Below are 23,065 nucleotides of genomic sequence, written 5' to 3' on the forward strand. Positions count from 1 at the left end.
TGCGCTATGCCGATGGCTCCGCACCAGCTCCCGTCGCTACCACCGCCCATTCGGGTAAATCCAACAGCCGGGGCGAACTCAGGACTGGATAAAACTTGGGGGCAACGTCACGCTCTTCGTCCTATCATTCTCGCGACATTCGGCCGGCGTCCCCTCAGGCCATTGCAACCGTCGGCGACTCTTCGAGGGAGCGCGACCTGGCAGTGCACTATCTGTGATCGTGTCAGGCCGACTCTGACGAATGAGCTTGACGGTTCCTCGGCGATCTCCAGCTCGTCGAGTTTTGCCGCACCGATCAGCTGGCATTCATGACGCGGCTTGAAGCTGCAGTTTCGAGTGGCGCAAATCGCTATTAAGCACTCCCTCCGCAAGCAACTTCCGAATGTGGCTGATCCGCTGATATCGCGGCCCTTCGAATTCTTCCAACGTCAAATTTGACGAACGGTAGACCCTATAGAGCTGTTCGGCGCCCATCCGAGCGTCCCAGCGCGGCTGGAACCCTGGCAGCTTACAGCGGATCTTCTCGAAGCTCACTCGGTAGGATCGCTCATCTGGACTCGCATCCTCGGCGAACTCCACCGTAGAATTCGGCACCACGCTCGCGACGATCTCGGCTAGATCCCGAATTCTATAATTGTGAGCAGTCTGACCGACATTGAATGCCTCATTGAAGACGGATTCGGCAGGCGCCTCCAATGCGGCGATGAAAGCTCTAGAAATATCCTCGATGTGGACGATTGGCCGCCAGGGCGAGCCATCCGATTTCAGATGAATTCTTCCTGTTGTAAACGCCCATGCAACAAGGTTATTCAGGACAATATCGAAGCGCAGCCGCGGTGAGACTCCGTACGCTGTCGCTGGCCTCAGATGCACCGGGCAAAACCCGTCGCTGGCCAACGTCGAAATATCACGTTCGGAGGCAACCTTGGATTCCCCGTAGGCGGTCACCGGATTGAGCGCGGCGGTCTCATCGATCATTTCTTCGCCGGCTTTTCCATAGTTGCTGCAGGACGAGGCGAACAAGAAACGACGTACGCCGGCATGTTTGGCTATCTCGGCGATGCGAACGCTTGCGCGATGATTGATCTCGTCGGTCAGCTGAGGCCTCAGATTGCCGAGCGGATCGTTGGAGAGCGCTGCTAGATGCAGCACAGCGTCGAAGCCAACGAGATCCGCGACCTCCGCGTCTCTGACGTCCTTCCAAATCGTCGGGACCTCGAGAATGCTACCGCCAGCAGCGTATGTACACCGGGAGTAGATATCGCTGTCCATTCCAGTCACCTCGTGACCGGCACCGATCAGCATTGGCGTCAAGACCGTGCCGATGTAGCCAAGATGACCCGTTACAAGAACTCGCATTGCCATTCTCCATCGCACTCAATTTCATGAACGAAACTTGCCCGGTTTCCGTGTTTCGGCCAGCGTTCTGGCAAATGGCGGCCCCGCCTGGACCACGCAAAGTGCAATGCAGGACGGCTGCACGCAGGGCTTCGGCTCCTTCGCAGGATGTTTTGGCACAGCAAGGGACTCATGAAGCCAGAGCGTGCCGTTGGCGCGCTGTTGCAAGTCCTCGTTCGGAGCGCCACCACTTCACAAACTCCGTCAGTCCGAGTTCGAGCCGCACTGTGGCTTGGAAGCCCAGCAGCCGTTCCGCTTTGCCAGTCGACGCCACCCGCCGCGGTACAGGATTGATCGAGTGCTCGGGCGCGATCTGCGGGAGCACGCCGTCATTGCCCGTAACGGAAGCCAAGGCCGAAGCGAGCTGCACCAAGCTTGTCTCGACACCGCTCCCCACGTTGAATACCTCGTCGCTGACCTTTGCCCTCGCAGCAAGGATTGTTGCTCGTGCTGCGTCACGGACATGCACTAAATCCAAGGTCTGCTGGTCGTGCCCAATTACTACTGGCGGCGTTCCAGCCTCCACTTCCTCCATCCAGCGGATCAACATTTCGGCGTAGCGGCCGTGCACATCCATTCGGCTGCCATACACATCAAAATATCTCAAAGCGATATAGTCGAGACCATGCATATCGTTATAGGCGCGGAGCAGGCCTTCAATGCACACCTTCGCTGTTCCACAGACCGTACGGTTTCCATACGGGTTCTGATGCTCCGTCGTCGGAACTTCCTCCGCCGCGCCGTACACCGCAGCGGAAGACGCAGCGATGAACTTCTCGACGTCATACTTGACGCAAAGTTCAAGCAGGTCGAAGGTACCGTTCACCATGACCTCCATGGCAAGACGCGGCTCGGCCATGCAATGGGCGCTGCATGGTGCAGCGTGGTGAAAGATGATGTTGGCTCCCTTTACAAGAGCTTCTACCAACTTGGTGTCGCGCAAATCACCGCGGACTAGTCGAACGGGGCCTCGATTAAGCGACTTCCTAAGATTCTCCGGTCGGCCGGTCGTCATGTTATCCAGCGCGACGATCTCGACGCAGCCTTCGTCGCACAACAAATCTACGATATGCGAACCGATGAATCCGGCCCCTCCGGTAACGAGAACGCGTTTGCCCTTGAGATCCATGCTGACCGCTCTCCTGCTTCTAGGCTAATCGGCCATCTCGAGGCATTTTGTTCTGAAATGCCCAGTCGCTCCGGAATATCTGGGCCTCTCGTGGAGCCACTTTTCTCACTTCGGAAGCAACAATGCCGGCTCGCTCCGGCAACAGCTCGGGATAAATGGGAAGCGATAGAAACTCACGCGCAAGCCTCTCACTTACAGGCAGATCGCCGACGCGATATCCAAGTTCTACGTAGCTCTGTTGTAAATGCACCGGAACGGCGTAATGAATGCCGACGCCGATCCCCGCGCGGCCTAACATGGCAAGAGCCTGATCGCGATGCTGAAGCCTAAGAGCGTAGATATGATAGACATGCCGGCTGTGGCTGGGTGGCCGCGGACTCGCGAGTGCAGCAATCGACAATGCCTGGTCATATTGCACCGCGATCGCTCGACGTGTCTCAGTCCAGGATTCGATGTAGTCCATCTTTACGTTCAGTACTGCTGCCTGCAATTCGTCCATTCGATCATCGTATCTTGCGAAAACGTGATTGCGCTCGTCATCCTGATTCCGATCGAGGAGCCACGACACACGTCGCGCGAGTTCCGGCTGATCGGTAACAACTGCTCCGGCCTCACCATGGGCTCCGAGATTCTTATCGGGATAGAAGCTGAAGCAACCCAAGTCTCCGATCGAGCCGGCACGCCTGCTCTTGTACACAGCACCATGCGCCTGCGAAGCGTCCTCGATCACAAAGAGACCATAGCGGCGGGCAATCGACATGATCGGATCCATGTCCGCCATGAGCCCATGCAGATGGGCCGGCAGGATCGCCCTCGTTCTGTTCGTAATCGCAGCCTCGATCAAAGCAGGGTTCATCGTCCACGTGACTGGATCAACGTCCACAAAGACGGGTGTTGCACCGCACCTGATGATGGCAGCGGTCGCCACGACGAAATTCATGGAGACCGTGATCACCTCATCGCCCGGCCCCACTCCAGCCGCCAGCAATGCGAGACGGAGCGCCGATGTGCCACTGTTGACAGCGCAACAGCACGCGACATTGCAGTAGTCGGCAAACCGCTTCTCGAAAGCCGTCGCTTCGGGCCTCCATGTAGACCGCAGGTCTCGAACCGCACGCGCGATCGCAACGTCGATTTGCGATCCGACTGTCCGAGCTTGTGCTTTCAAGTCCAAGAAGGGTATCAAATTGGTAGTCTCGCCTCTGGAGGGTTCGGCAGCTTCACGTTCGCGCAGGCATATCTTGCCATATACCCCGAGTGTCGATGACGTCGAGGTGACGGCGTTCGGCTAGTGGAACCATCTTGAATTCGTCGTGGTCGACCAGGAGAAGGGCGATCTCACACGTGCGCAATGCTTGGTCGATGCTCAAGAAGCCGAGCCGGTAGTCGGCAAGTTCGGGCGGTAACCGCCGCAGATTCGGTTCCACAAACTTGATGCGCTCCCCGTACTTCTTCGCGAGGTGCATTGCGATTTCCATTGCCGGGCTTTCGCGCAAATCATCGACATTTGCCTTGAACGTCAGCCCGCAGCAAGCCACGTTTGCATATGGATGATCGTCGATCAGAGCCTCGGCTCGCTCAATAATGCTTTCCGTCTTGGCAATGTTGACCTCGCGGCTCGCCCGCATGAGGCGCGCGAGGTCCGGCGCCGAGTCGATGATGAACCAGGGATCGACCGCAATGCAATGACCACCCACACCTGGTCCCGGTCGCAACACAGTCACGCGCGGATGACGGTTGGCAATATCGATAACCTCCCAAACATTGATTTCGAACCTATCGCAGATCAATGAGAGCTCATTGGCGAATGCAATGTTCGTGTCGCGGAACGCGTTTTCCGTGAGTTTGACCAACTCGGCTGCGCGCGCAGTGGTTGCAACACAGGCGCCCCGAACGAACATCTTATAGAAGCGCTGAGCCCGCCGAGTGCAGGCAGGGGTCACTCCCCCGATGCATCGGTCATTGTTGATGAGTTCACTCAAGATCCTCCCGGGCAATACGCGCTCCGGACAATAAGCGACGTAGATTGCACCATCCTCATGACCGTTGACACCAACTCTCAGGTCGGGCCTGCGTTCGCTAATCCGCTTGGCGATTCCTTCAGTCGTTCCGATCGGCGAGGTCGATTCGAGAATGACGAGATTACCCGGTCGAAGCAGATCGAGTATGGACTCGACCGCGGTATTCACGTTGGACAAATCCGGCCGATTGTTTCCGTCAATAGGTGTGGGTACCGCGATGATGAAGACGTCGGCGGCTTGCGGTTCGCTTGATGTCGTCAACGCTCCGCTCGACACCACTTTGGAAACGAGACCATCAAGATCGGGCTCCGAAATGTGAATGGATCCGGAACCAACCGTCCTGACCACATATTCCTTTGTGTCCACCCCAACCACCTGAAGGCCGCGGCTGGCTATCAGCGCGGCTGTCGGCAAGCCGATGTAGCCAAGTCCGATGACAGCAACTTTATGGAATTCAGGCATCAAGAAGCACCTTCACGATCCGCTCGCTCGCCCGCCCGTCACCGAAGGGATTATGGGAGCGAGCCATAGCCGAATAAGTCTCATCGTCGTCAAGAAGACGGAATGTTTCTTGGACGATCCTATCGTAGTTCGCGCCGACCAGTCGTGCGGTGCCGGCTTCGACGCCCTCCGGACGCTCCGTCGTTTCACGCATGACAAGGACGGGCTTTCCGAACGTCGGCGCCTCTTCTTGCACGCCTCCGGAGTCAGTGAGAACCAAATACGAGAGCGACAGAAGGCTGACAAAATCGGTGTACTCTTGGGGAGAAATGAGTACGACACGCGGATGATCGGCGAGGCGGCTCGCGAACACGTCGCGAACGTTCGGGTTCGGGTGAACCGGAAGTACGACGGCAACGTCCTCCCTGCTCAGGATTGTCTCCAGTGCATTGACGACGTTGAAAACTCCCCCGCCGAAATTCTCTCGGCGATGGCAAGTGACTAGGATAATGCGCCGGTTGCCGTGGCGCTTCTTGATCCCGTCCCAGCGGGACGAGAGCTGCGGATCGGCCTCCACCATGGCTTTCGCGAGGATCAGCGCGTCAACGACCGTATTTCCTGTAACATGAATGCGATCCTTGGAGACGTTCTCCGCCCGCAGCGCTCTCGCAGCACGCTCGGTCGGCGCGAAATGCTGATCGGCGATCGAGCCGACAATCTTGCGGTTCACCTCCTCGGGCCAGGGTGCGAAGATATCTCCACTTCGCAGTCCCGCCTCGACATGTGAGACCGGAACGCGGTGATAGTACGACGCCAGCGCACCTGCCATAGCAGTCGCAGTGTCGCCCTGGACGATCACTCTGGTGGGCTTCACCCTCTCCAGCACTTCTCCGATCTGCGACAATAGCCGGCCGGTTAGACTATCGAGCGTCTGATTCACTGTCATGACGTCGAGATCGACATCCGGGACCACCTTGGCCACCTTGAGAACCTGGTCGAGCAACTCCCTGTGCTGCGCTGTCGCGCAAACAGTGAGGGCGATGTCCTTGTTCTTTTCGGCCTTGAGCCGCTTGATGACCGGAAACAGCTTGATCGCTTCCGGCCTGGTTCCTAACAGGATGAGAAAATGCTTTCGCACGCCTCACCCTCCGATCCGACCTGCCCCGGGGGGCAGCACACTGTACATGCCAGGCGCCCGTCTAACTGCCTGCCACATGAAGGCTTGCGTCAAGATTCCCGCAAATAGCGTGTTGGTCCTGGCATACCGCCACCACATCCGCCTGGGCTCCTGATAGATGCGGTACAACCATTCGAGGCCGAGTTGCTGCATGCGAGTGGGAGCTCGCAGAACCGAGCCCGCGAGAACGTCGAACCCGCCGCCCACGCCCATGATGAACGGTACGCCGAGTTCGTCGCGGTGGGCCGCAAGAAATCGTTCCTTCCGCGGCGTGGGCATGCCGATGAACAGGCAATCAGCGCCACTGGACCGAATATCGCGGACGACCTCGTTCTCCTGCTCGCTTGAAAAATAGCCGTGCCTCAACCCAGCAAAGACAAGCGAAGGGTGCTCGTCCCGAACACGCTGCGCCGCCTGTTGCACCACGGCGGGTGAGGCTCCCAGAAAATACGGTCGGAGGCCCTCTTGCGCGCACACTTTCAGCAACTCGCTGAGTAGATCTACGCCGGTGACTCGCGACGTTGCCGGGAGACCAAGCACCCGCGCCCCCCAAAGGATTCCCATGCCGTCGATTCCGACAATGTCGCTGTTGGCGACATCAGCGGCAAGCACTGGATCGGAGCGCATGTTGACGAACTTCGCTACGTTGAGCGCCACATGCTGCAGACGCTGACGGTTTCGCATGGCCTTACGAGCAAGGTCGACAGTCTCTGCCATAGTCAAGACATCGATGGGGCATCCCAAAAAGTAGGCACGCATGGGTTCCTCCCCGGCCATTTGAGCGAAAGACCGCTTTCAATTGAACTTAAATAATATCGATATAATAATGATAGCGATTTTATTTGCAAGTTATATTGATATTATATTTTGACCTTAAATGCGAGGCCGACAGCCGCGTAAGCGGTCAAATCGCGACAGGCGGTGGCGGAGGGAATTAAATGGACATTAAATGGCGGGCGATTTCGGTGATTGTTCCACATTTGAATCAGCCAAGCGAGCTGAAAACATGCCTGGCCAGTCTCGAGGCGCAGAGCATTCCCCGGGATTCGTTCGAGATCATTGTCGTTGACAACGGCTCCGCAACCTTGCCAACCGACGTCCTCGCTCAATATCCGGGCGTACGACTGTTGTGCGAGGCGCGGCCCGGGCCTGGCCCGGCGCGCAACACCGGAGTTGCTGCTGCGAGCGGCGAGGTGCTTGCCTTCATTGATGCCGATTGCAGGGCACATCCGGATTGGCTGAGCAGCGTGTGGCGCTCACTGCATTCGTTGCCGCCTCGAACAGTGCTCGGAGGGGACGTCCGCATCTGGCGTGGCACGAAGCCACATCAGGATGCCATCGCGGCCTACGAGAGCGTCTTCGCTTATCGATTCAAGCTCTATATCGAGCGCGATGGCTATTGTGGCACTGGCAACATGGCGATGCTTCGCCCGGATTTCCATTGCGTCGGTCCGTTCGCAGGGATCGAAGTGGCGGAGGATATGGAGTGGGGACAACGGGCGCAGCGTGCCGGGCTTCGATTTCAATATATCCCGGAAATGATCGTCTTCCACCCGGCCAGGAGTTCTCTCCAGGAGCTCTATGTCAAATGGGACCGACAGCTTCTGCACTACCGCAACATGGCCGACGGTAAGCCGGCATGGAGATTACGCTGGATTGCGCAGGCCCTACTTGTTCTGGCCTCGCCCGCTCCGGGCATCATCACGATCTTAACGAGTGATCGGCTCTACGGTATCAGGGCCCGCATCAAAGCTATCGCAGTCATGTGTGCCGTAAGAATGCATCGGGTCACAACAATGCTGTCGCTGCTGCGCAATCGGCGAGCCGTCATCTGGAACCGTTAGCACAAGCGTTCGTCCGACGGCGTCAGGCCGGCATGGGTACCTTGCCAAAGGCCGAGTTGTGGGTCAGTTCCAGCAAGTCACTTCGCTGACCGAACGACCACAATATCCAGCCCAGTTCGTAGCTACGGCATTCCAGCCGAAGTCCGACACCGGCATTTTCAATTAGCCCGGACTCGTGTCCGGAGTAGGCGTTTGTGATTGCGCGCAGCATCCTGGGCGCCCTCGTTGTCAGCTCCTGCTTGCGGAGCTGAGATCGGATGGTCAGCCCGAGATCGGGCACCAGCATCGAGCGGCGAAGCTGGTTCTTGCCCAGTACCCAGGTAAATCCCTTGACTAGGGCATCCCGCGCCCCCCGAACCCGGTAGCGCTCTGCCCATTCAAGCAACGCCGGAGCCATGCCATACTGGTGCACCGAGTAGACTTCATAGAAATCAAGCACGCGCCCACCAGCCGCATCGAAGAACCAGGGCCACTCGCCGTCGGGGCCTTGAAGCGCAATCAACTTGCGCACGCAGGCCTCTGCCATGGCGAGTGCGGATGACTCGCCTGCGAATTCACCGTAGTGATAGCACGCAATTGAGAGATAGATCTGCGTCGCGAACGAAGCGAAGCGTCGCCGAAATCCCGATGCTGCGTCGAAGAATAGCCCTGATCCAGTGTAAAATCGCTCTTGGAGAAAGCGATACAGCGGAGCGGCGAAAGGCGCCCACTCCTTGCCGCCGGCCCTGGCCTGAGCCACCACGCCCGTCAACAGCATACCCAAATCTTGGGCCCGAAACGTCTTCCACGTCCCCTGATCGCTCAAGAGCGCCTTCACTTCACGCCCAACTTGCTCGGGCAGCTCGAGGCTGAGTTCTGCGGAAACCCAAAGCGCCATGCCGAGTGCATACTTTGGTACCGAAAGGACCGTGAGCTGGACCGCATTCCGATGGAATGTTTCCGATAGATTGATGCTGCCAGGAACGTCCTTTATCCTTGACATTCCGAGCAGAACGTTAAGCGTGTAGAACACATCGCTGCGCCGTAAAGACTCGTTCGGCGAAGCGCGCCCGTCCAGATGGTAGATATGTGACCAGCAGCCGTGTTCAGGTAGCCAACACCGCTCCAATCCTCTGAGCGCATAGCGCACCAGCGGGGAATTTTGCGAGAGATCGGGCATCAAAGTCCCACTGTTGATCGGGTTGATGTTCATCGAAGAACTATGATTTAACTCGTTCCAATGTCTGCGGATGACTCAACCCGAGACTCAAGTCAGGAGAGACCCGATCTCGCGCAAATACTGACCGTAGCCACTCTTCTCCAACGGTCGCGCCAACTCTTCGATCTGGTTGCGCTCGATGAATCCCTGCCTCAACGCAATTTCCTCAAGGCAAGCGACCTTCATGCCCTGGCGCTTTTCAAGCGTCTGCACGAACATAGCCGCATCGATTAGCGACTCCACTGTTCCGGTATCTAGCCAAGCGAACCCCCGTCCCATCCGCTCGACATGGAGCGCCTTGGCCGAAAGATACTGCATCTGCAGATCGGTGATCTCGAGTTCCCCGCGCGACGACGGCTCAATGCGCCGTGCGTAGCGCACGACGTTGTTGTCGAAGAAATAGAGACCTGTGATCGCCCAGTTCGAGCTCGGCTGCTTCGGCTTCTCCTCGATCCGCAGCGCGCGATCGCCCTCGTCGAACGTAACGACGCCATACCTCTCCGGGTCTCGTACATGATAGGCGAAAACGGTTGCACCTTCCTCACGCTCGGCAGCCCTTGCGAGCATTTCGCTCAGGCCGTCGCCAAAGAAGATGTTATCTCCAAGCACCATCGCAACACGATCGCTCCCGATGAAGTCTGCGCCGACAATGAACGCATCCGCCAGACCGGCGGGTCGGGGCTGCTCCGCGTAACTGAGCCTAACTCCCCATTGACTGCCGTCCCCCAATAGGCGCTCAAACTGACACCGATCTGATGGTGTGGTTATGATAAGAATCTCGCGCACGCCTGTCAGCATCAGCGTTGACAAGGGATAGTAGATCATCGGCTTGTCATAGATGGGCAGTAGCTGCTTGCTCACCGCTCTCGTGATTGGATACAGTCGAGTTCCGCTGCCACCAGCCAGCACAATTCCTTTCAGCATCGATTCTACCTTCCGGGAGTTGGTCGAGACAAGTTTCGAGAGAACAACGCCATAACGGCAATCGAATGCCTAAGACGCGTTCTGCCTTGGATGAATCGAGGCGCGAATTCCGCGGCCGTCGCGCGGCCGTCTGGTACTGTTCGCTCGTGATCGCCTCAAGCTGCGGCACTCGGATTCCGCGATGAGCGAGCAAGTCGAAAATCGCTTGGGCAAACCCATGCCAAGTCGTCTCACCCTGTCCGGCAAGATGAAAGATGCCGGCCATGGCTCTACGATCGCGGGTTAGCAGCCGCGCTGAGAGCTGAAGGATCGCCGACGCAAGGTCGAGCGCGGAAGTCGGATTTCCGCATTGATCCTGAACGACTCTGACGACTGGTTGCGATTCACAGAGCCGCAGCATCGTCCGAACAAAATTGTTGCCGTGGGGACTATAAAGCCATGAAGTGCGAATTACCGTTGCGAGCGGGTGAGCCGCTAGAACGGCAGCTTCGCCCGCGAGCTTCGATGCGCCGTACACATTCATTGGCGCAGGAACATCGCTTTCCTCGTAAGCATCCAGCTTTGTGCCGTCAAAGACATAGTCGGTTGAGATTTGGATGAACGGTATATTCATTTGCCATGCGACATCGGCCAACGCGGCCGCTGCGTCGCGATTAATGCTGAAGGCTCTTGCTACTTCCGATTCTGCTAGGTCCACCGCCGTGTAAGCGGCAGCGTTGATGATCATGGACGGTGCGAATGGATCGATCGCCCGTCGGAGTTCCCCATGAGTCTCCAGATTGAGTTCGCTGCGTCCAAGGGAGACCACGGGCATGCTGTGCAGCACCGCGAGGTCATGAAGACACCTTGCCAACTGACCGTTGCGACCAGCAATGAAAATGGGCCTTTCCGTCATTCTCAGCCTCAATGTTGTGTAGCCAAGAGCCCTAGACGCGAGCCGTCATAAACCCCGCTGCGGGCACGCTCCCACCACGCGCGGCTCTTGAGATACCATGCGACTGTTTCGGTCAGCCCCTGCTCGAACGTTCTTGTGGGCCGCCAGCCGAGCTCACGGCGAGCTTTCGACGCGTCAATCGCGTAGCGGACATCGTGTCCCGGACGATCCGGCACAAAGGTAATCATCGATCGTCGCGTTGCCGGACCGGGATACAACCTGTCGACGACGTCGCAGATCTGGGTAACCACGTCGAGGTTCGAGCGTTCGCTATCGCCGCCGAAATTGTACTTCTCGCCGGGCCTACCTTCCGACAGAAGCGTGATCAAACCTGCCGCATGATCTTCAACATGCAGCCAGTCGCGCACGTTTCGGCCGTCGCCGTACACCGGCAGCGGCTTGCGCTCGATCGCATTAAGAATCATCAAGGGGATGAGCTTTTCTGGAAATTGAAACGGGCCGTAGTTGTTCGAGCAATTCGATACAATGACCGGCAGGCCATAGGTCTTGAACCATGCAAGCGCGAGATGATCCGAGGCTGCCTTGCTCGCTGAATAGGGCGAGCTCGGCTGGTAAGGCGTTTCTTCCCGGAAGAAGTCGGCAAGTCCGAGTGAGCCGTAGACCTCGTCTGTCGAGACGTGAACGAAGCGAAACCGCTTTCGTCGTGACACCGAGAGGCCCTCATAATATTTTCTGGCTGCTTCCAATAACGTGTAGGTCCCCACGATATTCGTGGCAATGAAAGCGGCCGAGCCGGTGATCGAGCGGTCGACGTGACTCTCGGCTGCGAGGTGAATGATCGCGTCAGGCTGGTAGCTGCTGAACACGAAATCCATGGCCTCGCGGTCGCAGATATCCTGCTGCTCGAACAAGTATGACTTTCGCCCCTCGATAGACGCCAACGAGGCTGAGTTGGCCGCATAGGTCAGCTTGTCGACATTGATCACTGCAGCGCCCTTCTGTAGCACCAAGCTACGGCACACTGCAGAGCCGATAAATCCCGCTCCCCCGGTCACCAGAACGCGCATCTGACCGCTCTCCGTCACTCGAAAATGGCCGTAAGCTGGTCCAGCCTGGGCAGGGACCTGTCTTTTGGCGACACTTGGGCCTCGACTGTTGTCACCGGCCACTCGATCGCCAGTGCCGGATCGGCCCAATAGAGCCCTCCGTCATGGCTTGGAGCGTAGACCTGGTCGACCTTGTAGAACACGACGGTCTCAGGTTGCAGCGTGCAGAAACCGTGCGCAAAGCCTTTCGGGACAAGCAGTTGCTCGCCCGTTTTGCTATCCAGCTTGACAGCTAGATGCCTTCCGAAGGTCGCCGAGGAACGCCGAAGATCGACCACGACATCCAGGATGGCGCCGCTTAGCACTCGTATGAGCTTGGCCTGGGCGAACGGCGGTCGCTGGAAGTGCAAGCCCCGGATTGTCCCGACCTGATCTGAGCTGGATTGATTGTCCTGAACGAAATCGACAAGAATCCCTTTCTCTGCGAATGCAGATCGCTGGAATGTCTCGCAGAAATAACCCCGCGCGTCGGATACTCGATCCGTTTGAATGATCTTTATATCTGGGATCTCTAAACACCGTACTTCCAGCATGAAAGCGTCCTCCCGTACGTGGTGCTCAGTCCCGCCAGAAGGCGCAACGAAGTCTTCAAAGCACCGATCGAAATTGCTCTCGTCGAAACTGCCTTCGCCGTTGTCCTTCGAGCCGTCATGATGGGCGCTCGCACATGCCACGCGTCTCCAGTGCGGGAGGAATTCGACTTCTTGAGCCGAGTCGCATCGCCATGCCAGCACGCGGCTCATTCAAGGCGTTCGAATGTCGTTGAATGATCGCGAAGACCCGCCACGCTTCTTCCTGCACGATCGGTCCCGCCGGGCCATCCTTTAACCACCATAATTCAAATATCATTTAATTCCATCCGCCGATTATCGTCGGGCGCAGCAGCGACTCCCCGCAAAATTGGCCAAAAAGGCCCCTTCCGTGGACCGTCGTTCAATTAATACCCGAATAACATTTAATTTGGCAATCATATTTTTCTGCGTTATATTCATTTAATAAATCATATACCAAACGCTCGCATGCGGGCGACCAAACCGACGTGTTCCCGAGCCAGACAGGTACCCCATGCTTCAGAGCAATCTTCTACAGACCGACAGAACACGCTTGCCTCTGGGCGGCCAGGCCCAGTCGAACCAGATCAACGGCGGGGGAATCGGCGATCTCGTCAAGTTCGCGGTCATCTTTGCAAGGCGTCGATATCTTATGATCATCGTCACCGCCGCTCTCGTATTCGCAGCCGCGATGCTCTACCTGCGGTTCGCTCCCCCAACCTACACAGCTCAAGTACAAATCCTGCTGTCGAATCCTCGAGCTCAGTTCGTCCAGCAGCAGTCACTCCTTCCAGAGCCGGTCGTCGACGCGGCCCAAATCGAAACGCAACTTCAGATGATAAGGTCGCGGGGGATTGCAGCAGCAGTCATAACGCAGCTGAATCTCGCCAACGATCCAGACTTTACGGGTTCACGTTGGTCCTTCAGCTCGCTACTGTATCGCATTCGAAACCGCGGTCAGCAGCCGGAGCACGATTCGAAGGCTGATACGCCCACGGAAGGCGCGATCGCCGCGTTGCTGGATAGGCTCTCCGCGTACAGGATCGGATATAGCAAGATCATCGAGGTTAGCTACAGTTCGAGCAACGCGGAACGCGCGGCGGAGATCGCCAATGCCGTGGCCAACGCGTACATTAACGACCAGATGAATGCGAAATTCGAGGCCACGCGAACGGCAGCGAGTTGGCTGCAGGAACGTCTCCAAAACCTCAATGAGCAAGCACTGACGGCCGAACGCGCCGTGAGCGCATATAAGTCCCAAAATAACATCGTCTCGACCGGCGGAAAATCGATTGATGAACAGCCCGTCAACGATCTCAACGCCCGATTGGTCGCTGCCCGAACCCAGACTTCCGATGCACAGGTCAAGTTCAACCGCTTCGACGCCGTCCTACGCGCCAATGCAGCTGGCTCCTCCACCATCAGCGCTCCTGACGCGGCGAGTGCCGAGGTCCTCCAGAGCGCGATCATCAATACGCTTCGCCAGCAATATCTCGAGTTGTCACGTCGCGAAGCCGATTGGTCAGCCCGGTTCGGCCGCGACCATCTGGCGGTTGTCAACCTGCGCACTCGGATACGCGACATTCGCACATCCATCCTCGAAGAAGTTAAGAGGCTCGCCGAAACCAGCAGAAACGAATTGGAAGCTGCTCAGCAGCGGCAGCAGGAGCTCGAGAAGCAACTTGCTCGCGCCGTCTCGCAATCACGCCTGACGAACTCAGCAGAACTGACAATACGGGAGTTGGAGAGCCGAGCGAAAAGTCTGCGCGCCATGCATGAGGCCTTTCTGCAGCACTCCATGGGGGCGACCCAGCAGGAGACATTTCCGATTTCGGAAACACGGGTGATCTTTCCCGCCTCCCCGCCGGAGCGCAAGAGCAAGCCGAAGGCAAACTTGGTGCTCGGTTTCGGCTTGGCCGCCGGGCTAGCACTCGGGATCGGCTTGGCTCTTCTGAGAGATGTTTTGGACAGAGTTTTCCGCACGTCCTCACAGGTGGAGACTGCACTGGAGCTGCCGTGCTTGTCGCTGGTCCCCTTGCTGTCGTCTCCGAAGGGGCAGAAGTCTACCGCCCGATCCCAGCAACCGGATGAAGATCTGCGATCACGCACGATCTCAAACGTTCCGACGCTTCACCGAGCCGTCATCGGGATGCCGCTCTCCCGCTTCACGGAAGCCATCCGTTCGATCAAGCTCGCTATAGACCACACCCCCGCGAAGGCCTCCAACCAAGTGATCGGAATCACGTCGGCTCTGCCAAATGAGGGCAAGACGACGATTGCAGCCTCTCTAGCTCACCTCATCGGACATAGCGGTAAGCGAGCTATTGTCGTCGATTGCGACCTTAGAAACCCTTCACTCTCTGCGGCTATGGCTCCGAAAGCTGCATTCGGTTTACTCGAGGTGGCGAACGGAAAGCGTTCGCTCGAAGAAGCGCTGTGGCACGACCCCAGAACCAATCTTGCATTCTTGCCAGCCGTCCGGCGTGGCCCTATCCTTCATACGAGCGAGATCCTTTCCGCCGAAAACATAAGCAAGCTATTCGACCGTTTGCGGCAGACCTATGACTACGTCATAGTTGATTTCCCGCCACTCTCGCCCCTGGTAGACGTGCGTGTCACTGCGCCGTTGGTCGACTGCTACGTTCTCGTCGTCGAATGGGGACGGACGAAAATCGATGTGGTTCAGCATGCCCTGCATACTGCGCCGACCATCTCCGATTCCTTGATCGGCGTCGTCCTTAACAAGACCGATATAAGGGCAATGGCACGGTACGACGCTCACCGGAGTGATTACTACGATGACAGCCACTACGTCAGATATGGCTTGTCGGTCTCTTAGGATGACCCCCTCTAACTTGCGTCGAGCCAAAACGATGGAGTCAGGCGCCTTCTGCAACATGCACTTGGTTTGAGCGGGTCAGAGCCAGAAGTGGTGTAAAATGGTTGTCCAATCTGCAATGCTCGCTGTGCCTGCGGCGGTCGCTGCGGCTTTTGCTGTGGTCGAGAACCTAAAGAGTCCAGTGGTGCTATCGGGCATTCTTGCGGCCGCTATACTGGCCGTCGGCCTCTTCGCCAAGCCGTCAACCCTCACCTCCTTCGCAAAGCTTCTGCGGCCCCTTATAATTCTGGCTCTTGCCGCACCCGTGCTTTGGATCGCACTGCAAGTTGTTCCGATCCCGCTCCGCGGGCTCGGAAATCAGATCTGGGCGACGGCGTCGGCCGCTCTACACCAACCTCTCGCACAGAGGTTCTCGGTTGATGTACACGAGACGGTACTGGCGCTTTCACATTACAACATTGTCCTCGCTGCCGCCCTCGTCACCGCGGTCGTTGCTCTGGACACACATCGGGCGGCGCAGGTCCTCTATATCCTTGTATCGATCACCGCCGTCAGCTGTATATTTTCGATCTGGAGAAACAACAACCTGGGTGGCTCCTGGCCCGCCGAACAAGCTTGGACCGGCTCGACCGCGGCAGCACTTGGTGTCCTTCTCTCCACTGCAATGGCTATCCGTGCGATCGACCAATTGCGGCGGCCTAGACGATCGCCTCGCTCGCCGACAGGACCGCTCGCCATTCTTAGCAGCGCGTTTCTATCATTGATCATCTCGCTTGTGGCGATCGCACTTTGTAGCGGTTCGACAGCGCTGATTGCCGTGCTGCTCGGGGTGACAATCATCCTCACGGTGGTCGCAATTCGCAAATGGTTCTTTGGCCTGTGGGGCAGAGCTGGTGTTCTCTCAACCGCCACCATGTTGTTCGTCGCCAGCCTCACTTTCGTTCCGATCAATCGGAATGCTGACCTGACGATTGCCTTATCGACGCAAACTCGGGCCGCAACCGAGCGGATGCTACAGGACACTCACCCGATCGGGACCGGTGCAGGCACTTTTGTTGTGCTTCTGCCGATTTATGGAGACGTTGGCATGGTCCCAATGCGCGAACGGCCGACCGCTGCCGCGGCGGTCGCGGTCGAAATGGGACGTACGTTCCTCTGCGGGCTATTGATAGTCACCGTCATCAGCGCCTGCATCTTGTTCGGGCGCGCGTTGTCTCGCAATCAGGCTTACCTATATCCAGCCGTCGGCGCAGGCGCTTGCGTATCGTTGACAATACTGGCCTTTGCCGAAAACGGCCTTTTCGATTTATGGACATCACTGTTGGTGGCGACGGTCTACGGCCTGGCTTTCGCTCAAAGCCTGTCCGGTACAGCCCGCGACGTGGAATCCATCAAGTTGCGGCAGCCTACACAGGACGCCAGCGACCGAGCCACGGCAGCGCGACGAATTCATTCGGCCATCTTCGCTTTCCCATGGCCTCTGACACGCGTTGTTCTGACAATGATCGGATTGCTGTTGGCTGCGCAAGCAGCTTTGATGGTTTCGCAAAGTTGGCCGTTTGGTGATCGCCTCTCTGATACATCGGTTGCCGGTTCGAACGAAGCCTTGATCTCAGCGCACCAATCCACGCGCGGGGAAGTCGCCGCTGCAACTGTGCGCCTCAAGTCTGACAAGGCCACGGACCCGCAGAACACCGGCCGGTCCACGGACTTAAATGCTTTTTCTGCAGTGCTGGAATACTCGCCCCTTCGAGGCGACGTTTGGCTCATGCTGGCGGCGCTTTCAAAGCAGCACGCGGCGACTTATGACACGACAAGCTTACTTAGGATGTCCTACTATACTGCACCAAACGCGCTGGATCTTATTCCACTACGGCTTTCCGTCGCTCTCGGCATTGACGCTGCGATCAAGGATCCTGAGCTACGAGATCTTATCCGGCGCGACCTTAAAGTTGCGATTACCGGCCGCACCGCACTCGGGCCAGCTATCGCCGCCGCATACCAATCGGCATCGGCCGACGGCAGGGCGCTTGCCGAGAGCTCGATTTCGGAGCTCGACCCAAGCTACCTCCACAAGTTGCGTTCGCAAGGCCCATAGCGTTTTCCAGCAGTGTGTCCGATCGCGCCCAGATCGGTCCTGATTGATAATCGGGCTGGCGGTAAAGATCCGATTAAATTTATCATGTTGCGACCAATTCAGGTTGAATAATATATTTAAATTCATAATATATTAATTATTAACCGCATGCGCTCCTGTTGATTGGCCATGAATTTTATCAACCGGCATATCGGCGACCATGAGAGCGATCTAGCTCTCGTCAACTCACGATCGTCCATTGCTGATGAAGGCAAATGGCCCGTCCGGTACGACTCTGTTGAATTCGTAGCGATCTGCGCCGATATCGCGACCATTCTATTCGCCGGCTTCCTTTCCGCGCTTCTTTCACACGGCAGCCCGGCACCAGCTGGCCTAGGCCAGGCATGCGCCTACGCGGCCGCAGCATCAGTATCTTTTGTCTACATTCTGAAAGGCAGGGGACTGTATCGGCCAACAGAACTCCTCGTTCTCCGAAGCCAAGTTCGCGCCATTTGCCTCACGTGGATTTTGTTGCATGTGCTGGCCGCCGCTGTAGAGATGCTGGATGACAAGCCACAGTTCTTCCGAGGTGCCGGCCTCCTGTTTGCGGCACTCGGCCTGGCATCTTTGATTGCGCAACGGTGCGTTGCCAGGACACTGCTAATAAAATGCTTCAGCGGCAGGAAATTCGCTCGGACGAATCTCGTCCTGATCACCGATCAGCCGCCTTCGAATCATGCTGGTCTGTCGGAGACTCTTGCGGTCCTCGGCTATTGCGTTAAGGGCCGCTTTGGGTTGCCTGCGATGGGCTCGGACCCCGGTTCCAGAAAACGGCTCAGCTGCCGCGTGATCGAACATATTCGGAATTCCGAAGTCGATAAAATCGTGCTGGAGGCCAATCCCGAACGTTGGGCCGACCTTCGTGCCTTTATCTCCGACCTGAGGGTGCTGCCATTCCCTATCGTGTTCGTCCCGGTAGGTGCCGCATCCGAACTGCTTCGACATCCGACGAGGAGCTTGGGAAGTGCCGCTTGCGTGGAAATCCAGCCGGGCCCCCTCACGGCAATCGAGCGCGCAAGCAAGCGAATAATTGATATTATCGGCGCGGGATTTGCTTTGATGGTCTTTGCACCATTGCTCGCCATGGCTGCGGTCGCGATCAGACTGGATTCTCCCGGTCCGATCCTCTTCAAGCAACAAAGATGCGGCTTCAATGGCCGAATATTTTCCATCCGAAAGTTTCGGACGATGCATGTGCTTGAGAATGGACCTGTCGTCGTTCAGGCAACGCCTCTTGATCCTCGCATTACCAGGGTTGGCAGATGGCTACGGCGAACGAGCTTCGACGAGCTGCCGCAGTTGTTGAATGTCCTCGACGGCAGCATGTCACTGGTAGGCCCACGCCCCCATGCCGTGGCCCACGACGGACAGTTCGAAAAGCTCGTCCGGAAGTACGCCTTCCGGCGCCGAGTGAGACCCGGATTGACCGGATGGGCTCAAATCCATGGCTGCCGTGGACCAACGCCTACAGCGACCATGGTTGAGCGACGTGTGGAGTACGATCTCTGGTATATCGACAACTGGAGTCTTCGGCTAGACCTCGCAATCCTGCTGCGAACTCCCATGGAAGTGCTGCGGGGGCGCAACGCCTGTTAAGCGAACAGGATCGCGGCGCCACGCCGGCCCATGGACGGCAATTCACGCCCGTTGCCGAAACTTCGGAGCCGGTTCCCCTATGCGAAACTCCTCGATCCGACGGCCGGATTTCATGGCAGCAACCAACCACCGCGGCCGCTTGCCACGTCCCGACCAGGTTTCGGAAGTCTGCGGGTTGCGGTATTTCGGTAGCACGCGCGGATATTTGCGCCTCGGTTTGCCGGTCGCAGAGACGCCTGGCCCGCCTGTTTCGGCTAATACAGCCATGCCACCGCCGAGAACCGCCAGGCGCTTCTCCAGTTCCTGCTTTTCCGCCTTGATTCGATCCGACAAAATGCCGCTAATTTCCTCATGAAGCGACCATAGATCGTCGAGGGACATCGCTTCTAGTTCGAGCTTCTTGGTCGACATGCTAGCATCCTGTAGTTGCGCCCATTTAATATTGCCCCGGCCGGGTAATCAAGAACCAAGAGGGTCAACATTACAAAAACATGTGGAACCGAACGACAAGTTCGTGCTCCACATAACTGCGTCGCCGGTTCTAATCAAGACAGAAAAATGCACTATCCCCCTCAATTTAATTCGGCCAAAGCAACGTCACGCGCCTTACGTGCACCGACGCCTCCACTCAAGCGAAGAATGCACGTTAAGCGGGCCGTGGGATCAATCTGCCGCGCCGCACTCTCGGCGGATAGGCCCGGCGCGCGAGGCCGCCTTTCGTAGTCGACAATCCACCTGAATTGCGACCATCGGCCTGCCGCAATCGCGAGCTTATGATTGCGATGTCTCTTAGCGCGAGCCCTCGCAGCTGGATTTGCAGCTTCAAAGCCTGGATGTCGGTCAATGCAGCCGACGGAGCGATAAACCGGCTGATCGCCGCTTCAAGGCGCCCCATTGGGCAATCAATAGCGTCCAATGTTTCTTTTCGGGCTTGCAGCAAGGCTTCTGGCCTTTCAATACGTCGATTAAAAATAATGCTCGCAATATAATATTAAATAATATACTATTTATTTATTGTCGCGTCAAATTTGAAAGACCGGTCTCGGTCCCTGTCCGTAACTCGCCGCGCCAACAACGATATTCGGCGTGGAGATGACAGGCAGGTAGGGGCATCAGTCGAACGGTGACGAGAAATGCTATGCGAAGGCAAGATCTCGAAGCCATGGATTTCGAGGAACTCTGGCTCCTTCACGAGGAGCTGACGAAGATTCTCGCCGAAAAGATCACCGCCGAAAAGCGGGAACTGGAAAAGCGTCTTGCGCAACTCAACCAGCCGGATCAATTCGGCGAAGCTGAAATCGGGGCGTCTGAGACGGGGACCGGCCAGCCCCGTCGCAAATACCCGAAGGTCGTACCGAAGTACTACAACCCGCTCCAGCCAACAGAGACTTGGTCAGGACGTGGTAAGCAGCCCCGCTGGCTGGTTGCCGCCCTCCAATCAGGCCACACGCTGGAGGAGTTCAAAATCCGCGAGAACGGCGAATCGTCCGAAGGGAATGCTGGTGGTCGAGAGCATTCCTAGCTCTGCGCGACTGGACGCACCTCGGGTCGGCTGAGAATGTTCAGTCCTGCGGATTGGGGCAGCCGCCTACCCACCTGGAGCATGTAGCAGATCGAAAACCCGCTCTGCCAAGACCTGCCGCCACGATCTCTCGAGAACGCTCGTGTGACGGTCGCAGGCTCTAGACCTTTCCCGCACGAACTGCGGTCGTCGCATTCAGCAGAAACTGTAAGGTTCTAGCTCTTGGCACAGACCACAATCCACGTCGGTTCGCGCTGGTTCTTGTCGAGACAACGGCCGCCTCCCTGCGGTAGTTTCTGAGGTCCAGAACGTTCATCGCCAGGAGGGGCACGCGTGTGGCCGGTAAGCGTGCTTGCATCAACTGTCGCATGAACTGCAGGCGCGGAATCAGTCGGGAGCGCAACGCGTGCGGAATCTCGACGCCAAGCAGCTCAGCAAGAGCGAACAGCTGGGTTTCGACTGCGTTCTTCATCAACTCGCTCGAGACAAGAGAGCTAAGCTCCCCCCAATCGAGGCCCTCGGCGGAATTGCTTAGATCGCGTAATTCAACAAGGTGCCGCAGGTCGAGGTCGCCGAGCCAATAACCATAGTCTTGAAACTGATCATGGATGATCAACATGAGCGCTTGGTAGGTAGGCCTGGGGATATAGACGCGTCCCCGTCCCAGCGGCGCAGGGACGCAATGGTTCAGCGCATGCCCGAAGCTCTGGTAGAGGTACGCAGGACCTGGAGCTGCCCGCTGCAGGTCGATGGTGCCGACATCCTGCGACCGATTCAGCTCGACGTGCCATCTCTGGCTTTCGGAAGGGGCCTGGTAATCGATATCGTATCCAATTGCACATAGAGCGGCGACTGCCGTTCTGGCTTCGTCTGGCATAATCATGATGTCCAGATCAGACATTAACCGAACGCCTCGTCGCTCCTCGGGCGCGGTCGCCAGTGTCGATGCCCCCTTGAGCATGATCGGCGTAATTCCCAAGCTGTTCATCGCAACGACCGCTTCTTCCAGTTGGGCGATGAGCCGATTGTTGCGCAGCACGTTTCGGCGGTGGATCTGGCGAATATATGTGCAGACGTCCTCCGGCAGCATCGATGCGAATTTGTCGACAAAATCGATGAGCGCCGGCGTCGTCAGAGTCTGGTTTGCGAGCCCGATTACGGGCGTCCACTCTACATTGACCGGTGGCATGCCTCGCAAGCAATTGCAAAGGCTCGTCAGTGCGGCGCTATGTCTTGCCATTGCACAAATCCATAATCAATCGCCGAGCCTCCACGGCCTCGCAATAGGTGAGTTGAAGCGATCGCGCTCCCGCGACAATCCGCTTCAAAGCAAAAAAGCCGGCCTGCGAAAGTCGTCCGTCAGCAGCAAATGCGTTCTCGATGAGCCGCTTCATCGAATCCAACTGATCTATCGCGGTCAGTTCGGCCGGACCGCTCGCGACCCGGTTCAAGAAGATGACCCAGCTTGCGGAAAAGCATTGGTTCTGTGCAGCCGGAATTGGTACGTACCGCACCAGAACGCCGTCGGAGCGGCAATGCGTCGCGTCGTGCCGGTCGCCATCTAGTCGCGAGAGAAAGCCCCACGATCCCTGCTTGAGGGTGAGAGCAAACGGGAGTCCGCAGATCGTTCCGTCAGCTTCAACCAGCGCAACATCATCGCCGGCATACCGAAGTCCGGCGTCCACCAGTTGCAGTGTGAAGGTAGACTTCCCAACTCCCGGTTGGCCGCATAACAGCAGGCCCATACCGTCTTTCACGAGAGAAGCGGCATGAAGGGAGAAGACCCAACGACTGTTTCGAATGAGCCGCTCGGTGATGTAAGCTTTGATCGTGGGGGCCAGCGCTTCGACTTCACATCTGGAGATGCGGGCATCCTCTCCGCGGAAGAACACGTGCCCGTCCAGCATCATTGCTTCGATGGCAACGTCGACGTCGCAGCCGGCGCTCTGGTCCGGAACACAAAATAACGGAAGCAGCCGATTCAAGAGGTCCCGATTTGCGGCCCGGACGCCTATTCTGTGCCGACCCAGGATCGCTGAGAAGGCACAATCGGTCGGCATTCGCCAATCGACTTCAAGCAACGCTCGATCGATCCAGACATTTACAACCTGTCGCGTGAACTGGCGTGCCGTTTGCTCGTCAATGCCTAGCGCACCAAGCCCCTGACAAATTTCTTCCAGAGAGGCGCCTTGTGCCAACTTACACCAAATGAATGCCCCTACTCGGTCCAACTCAAAAATCTTCTGCCCTGCTTCGCTGAAGAGCATTGATCGACCCTCCAGCAGCG

The 23,065-nt window shown here is 57.4% G+C and carries 19 protein-coding genes; 5 read left to right on the forward strand and 14 right to left on the reverse strand.

Features of this window, described 5'->3' with window-relative positions:
- Nucleotides 1-306: 306 nt before the first annotated feature.
- The 6 genes from IVA87_RS24270 to IVA87_RS24295 form a co-directional block, all read right to left on the reverse strand.
- Nucleotides 307-1,359 carry an SDR family oxidoreductase gene (locus IVA87_RS24270; protein ID WP_247335313.1) on the reverse strand — a complete coding sequence of 351 codons (1,053 nt, stop codon included), beginning with the start codon at nt 1,357-1,359 and terminating at the stop codon, nt 307-309.
- A 169-nt stretch (nt 1,360-1,528) separates the two neighbouring features.
- Entirely contained in the window at nt 1,529-2,527 is a 999-nt protein-coding gene (locus IVA87_RS24275) for an NAD-dependent epimerase/dehydratase family protein (RefSeq protein ID WP_247335315.1), read from the reverse strand.
- Nucleotides 2,528-2,546: 19 nt separating this feature from the next.
- On the reverse strand, nt 2,547-3,713 hold the full coding sequence (locus IVA87_RS24280) for a DegT/DnrJ/EryC1/StrS family aminotransferase (protein WP_247335318.1): 1,167 nt from the start codon (nt 3,711-3,713) through the stop codon (nt 2,547-2,549).
- 34 nt (nt 3,714-3,747) lie between these two features.
- Nucleotides 3,748-5,010 (reverse strand): UDP-N-acetyl-D-mannosamine dehydrogenase, encoded by a 1,263-nt coding sequence (gene wecC, locus IVA87_RS24285; RefSeq protein ID WP_247335320.1) that lies wholly within the window; start codon nt 5,008-5,010, stop codon nt 3,748-3,750.
- Nucleotides 5,003-6,127 carry a UDP-N-acetylglucosamine 2-epimerase (non-hydrolyzing) gene (gene wecB, locus IVA87_RS24290; protein WP_247281172.1) on the reverse strand — a complete coding sequence of 375 codons (1,125 nt, stop codon included), beginning with the start codon at nt 6,125-6,127 and terminating at the stop codon, nt 5,003-5,005. The genes wecC and wecB overlap by 8 nt, the downstream gene beginning before the upstream one ends.
- Before the next feature lie 3 nt (nt 6,128-6,130).
- A complete protein-coding gene (locus IVA87_RS24295) occupies nt 6,131-6,925 on the reverse strand; it encodes a WecB/TagA/CpsF family glycosyltransferase (protein WP_247335322.1) in 795 nt (264 codons plus the stop codon).
- 179 nt (nt 6,926-7,104) lie between these two features.
- Between IVA87_RS24295 and IVA87_RS24300 the strand changes: the two genes are divergently transcribed.
- Nucleotides 7,105-8,010, forward strand: a complete 906-nt coding sequence (locus tag IVA87_RS24300; RefSeq protein WP_247335324.1) for a glycosyltransferase — start codon at nt 7,105-7,107, stop codon at nt 8,008-8,010.
- 22 nt (nt 8,011-8,032) lie between these two features.
- Here the strand turns inward: IVA87_RS24300 and IVA87_RS24305 are convergent, their stop codons facing one another.
- The 5 genes from IVA87_RS24305 to rfbC are packed head-to-tail and all read right to left on the reverse strand — an operon-like array spanning nt 8,033 to nt 12,666.
- On the reverse strand, nt 8,033-9,202 hold the full coding sequence (locus tag IVA87_RS24305; RefSeq protein ID WP_247335326.1) for a hypothetical protein: 1,170 nt from the start codon (nt 9,200-9,202) through the stop codon (nt 8,033-8,035).
- Between the two features lie 54 nt (nt 9,203-9,256).
- On the reverse strand, nt 9,257-10,132 hold the full coding sequence (rfbA, locus tag IVA87_RS24310; RefSeq protein ID WP_247335329.1) for a glucose-1-phosphate thymidylyltransferase RfbA: 876 nt from the start codon (nt 10,130-10,132) through the stop codon (nt 9,257-9,259).
- Nucleotides 10,041-11,027 carry a dTDP-4-dehydrorhamnose reductase gene (gene rfbD / locus IVA87_RS24315; protein WP_247335331.1) on the reverse strand — a complete coding sequence of 329 codons (987 nt, stop codon included), beginning with the start codon at nt 11,025-11,027 and terminating at the stop codon, nt 10,041-10,043. Before rfbD ends, rfbA begins: the two co-directional genes overlap by 92 nt.
- 8 nt (nt 11,028-11,035) lie before the next feature.
- Nucleotides 11,036-12,094, reverse strand: coding sequence for a dTDP-glucose 4,6-dehydratase (rfbB, locus tag IVA87_RS24320; RefSeq protein WP_247281178.1), 1,059 nt, complete (start codon nt 12,092-12,094; stop codon nt 11,036-11,038).
- Nucleotides 12,095-12,108: 14 nt separating this feature from the next.
- Nucleotides 12,109-12,666, reverse strand: coding sequence for a dTDP-4-dehydrorhamnose 3,5-epimerase (gene rfbC, locus IVA87_RS24325; protein ID WP_247335602.1), 558 nt, complete (start codon nt 12,664-12,666; stop codon nt 12,109-12,111).
- A gap of 532 nt (nt 12,667-13,198) precedes the next feature.
- Between rfbC and IVA87_RS24330 the strand changes: the two genes are divergently transcribed.
- From IVA87_RS24330 to IVA87_RS24340, 3 genes are all read left to right on the forward strand, one after another.
- On the forward strand, nt 13,199-15,523 hold the full coding sequence (locus IVA87_RS24330; protein WP_247335334.1) for an AAA family ATPase: 2,325 nt from the start codon (nt 13,199-13,201) through the stop codon (nt 15,521-15,523).
- A 100-nt stretch (nt 15,524-15,623) separates the two neighbouring features.
- Nucleotides 15,624-17,621 (forward strand): hypothetical protein, encoded by a 1,998-nt coding sequence (locus tag IVA87_RS24335; protein WP_247335336.1) that lies wholly within the window; start codon nt 15,624-15,626, stop codon nt 17,619-17,621.
- Between the two features lie 168 nt (nt 17,622-17,789).
- Nucleotides 17,790-19,256, forward strand: coding sequence for an exopolysaccharide biosynthesis polyprenyl glycosylphosphotransferase (locus IVA87_RS24340; RefSeq protein ID WP_247335339.1), 1,467 nt, complete (start codon nt 17,790-17,792; stop codon nt 19,254-19,256).
- A 42-nt stretch (nt 19,257-19,298) separates the two neighbouring features.
- On the opposite strand, the gene IVA87_RS24345 is transcribed toward IVA87_RS24340, so the two are convergent.
- Nucleotides 19,299-19,667: an H-NS histone family protein gene (locus tag IVA87_RS24345; RefSeq protein ID WP_247335342.1), complete on the reverse strand. Its 369-nt coding sequence runs from the start codon at nt 19,665-19,667 to the stop codon at nt 19,299-19,301.
- Between the two features lie 727 nt (nt 19,668-20,394).
- On the opposite strand from IVA87_RS24345, the gene IVA87_RS24350 reads away from it, so the two are divergent.
- The gene (locus IVA87_RS24350; RefSeq protein WP_247335344.1) at nt 20,395-20,778 is read left to right on the forward strand and encodes an H-NS histone family protein; all 384 of its coding nucleotides are present in this window, start codon (nt 20,395-20,397) and stop codon (nt 20,776-20,778) included.
- A gap of 160 nt (nt 20,779-20,938) precedes the next feature.
- Here IVA87_RS24350 and IVA87_RS24355 read toward each other — a convergent pair whose 3' ends face one another.
- Nucleotides 20,939-22,018 carry a nucleotidyltransferase family protein gene (locus IVA87_RS24355; RefSeq protein ID WP_247335347.1) on the reverse strand — a complete coding sequence of 360 codons (1,080 nt, stop codon included), beginning with the start codon at nt 22,016-22,018 and terminating at the stop codon, nt 20,939-20,941.
- Nucleotides 22,005-23,045, reverse strand: a complete 1,041-nt coding sequence (locus tag IVA87_RS24360) for a PqqD family peptide modification chaperone (protein ID WP_247335350.1) — start codon at nt 23,043-23,045, stop codon at nt 22,005-22,007. The genes IVA87_RS24355 and IVA87_RS24360 overlap by 14 nt, the downstream gene beginning before the upstream one ends.
- Nucleotides 23,046-23,065 lie beyond the last annotated feature (20 nt).

Origin of the sequence: Bradyrhizobium sp. 147 (assembly GCF_023073935.1) — a bacterium.
In the GTDB taxonomy this organism is placed as follows: domain Bacteria; phylum Pseudomonadota; class Alphaproteobacteria; order Rhizobiales; family Xanthobacteraceae; genus Bradyrhizobium.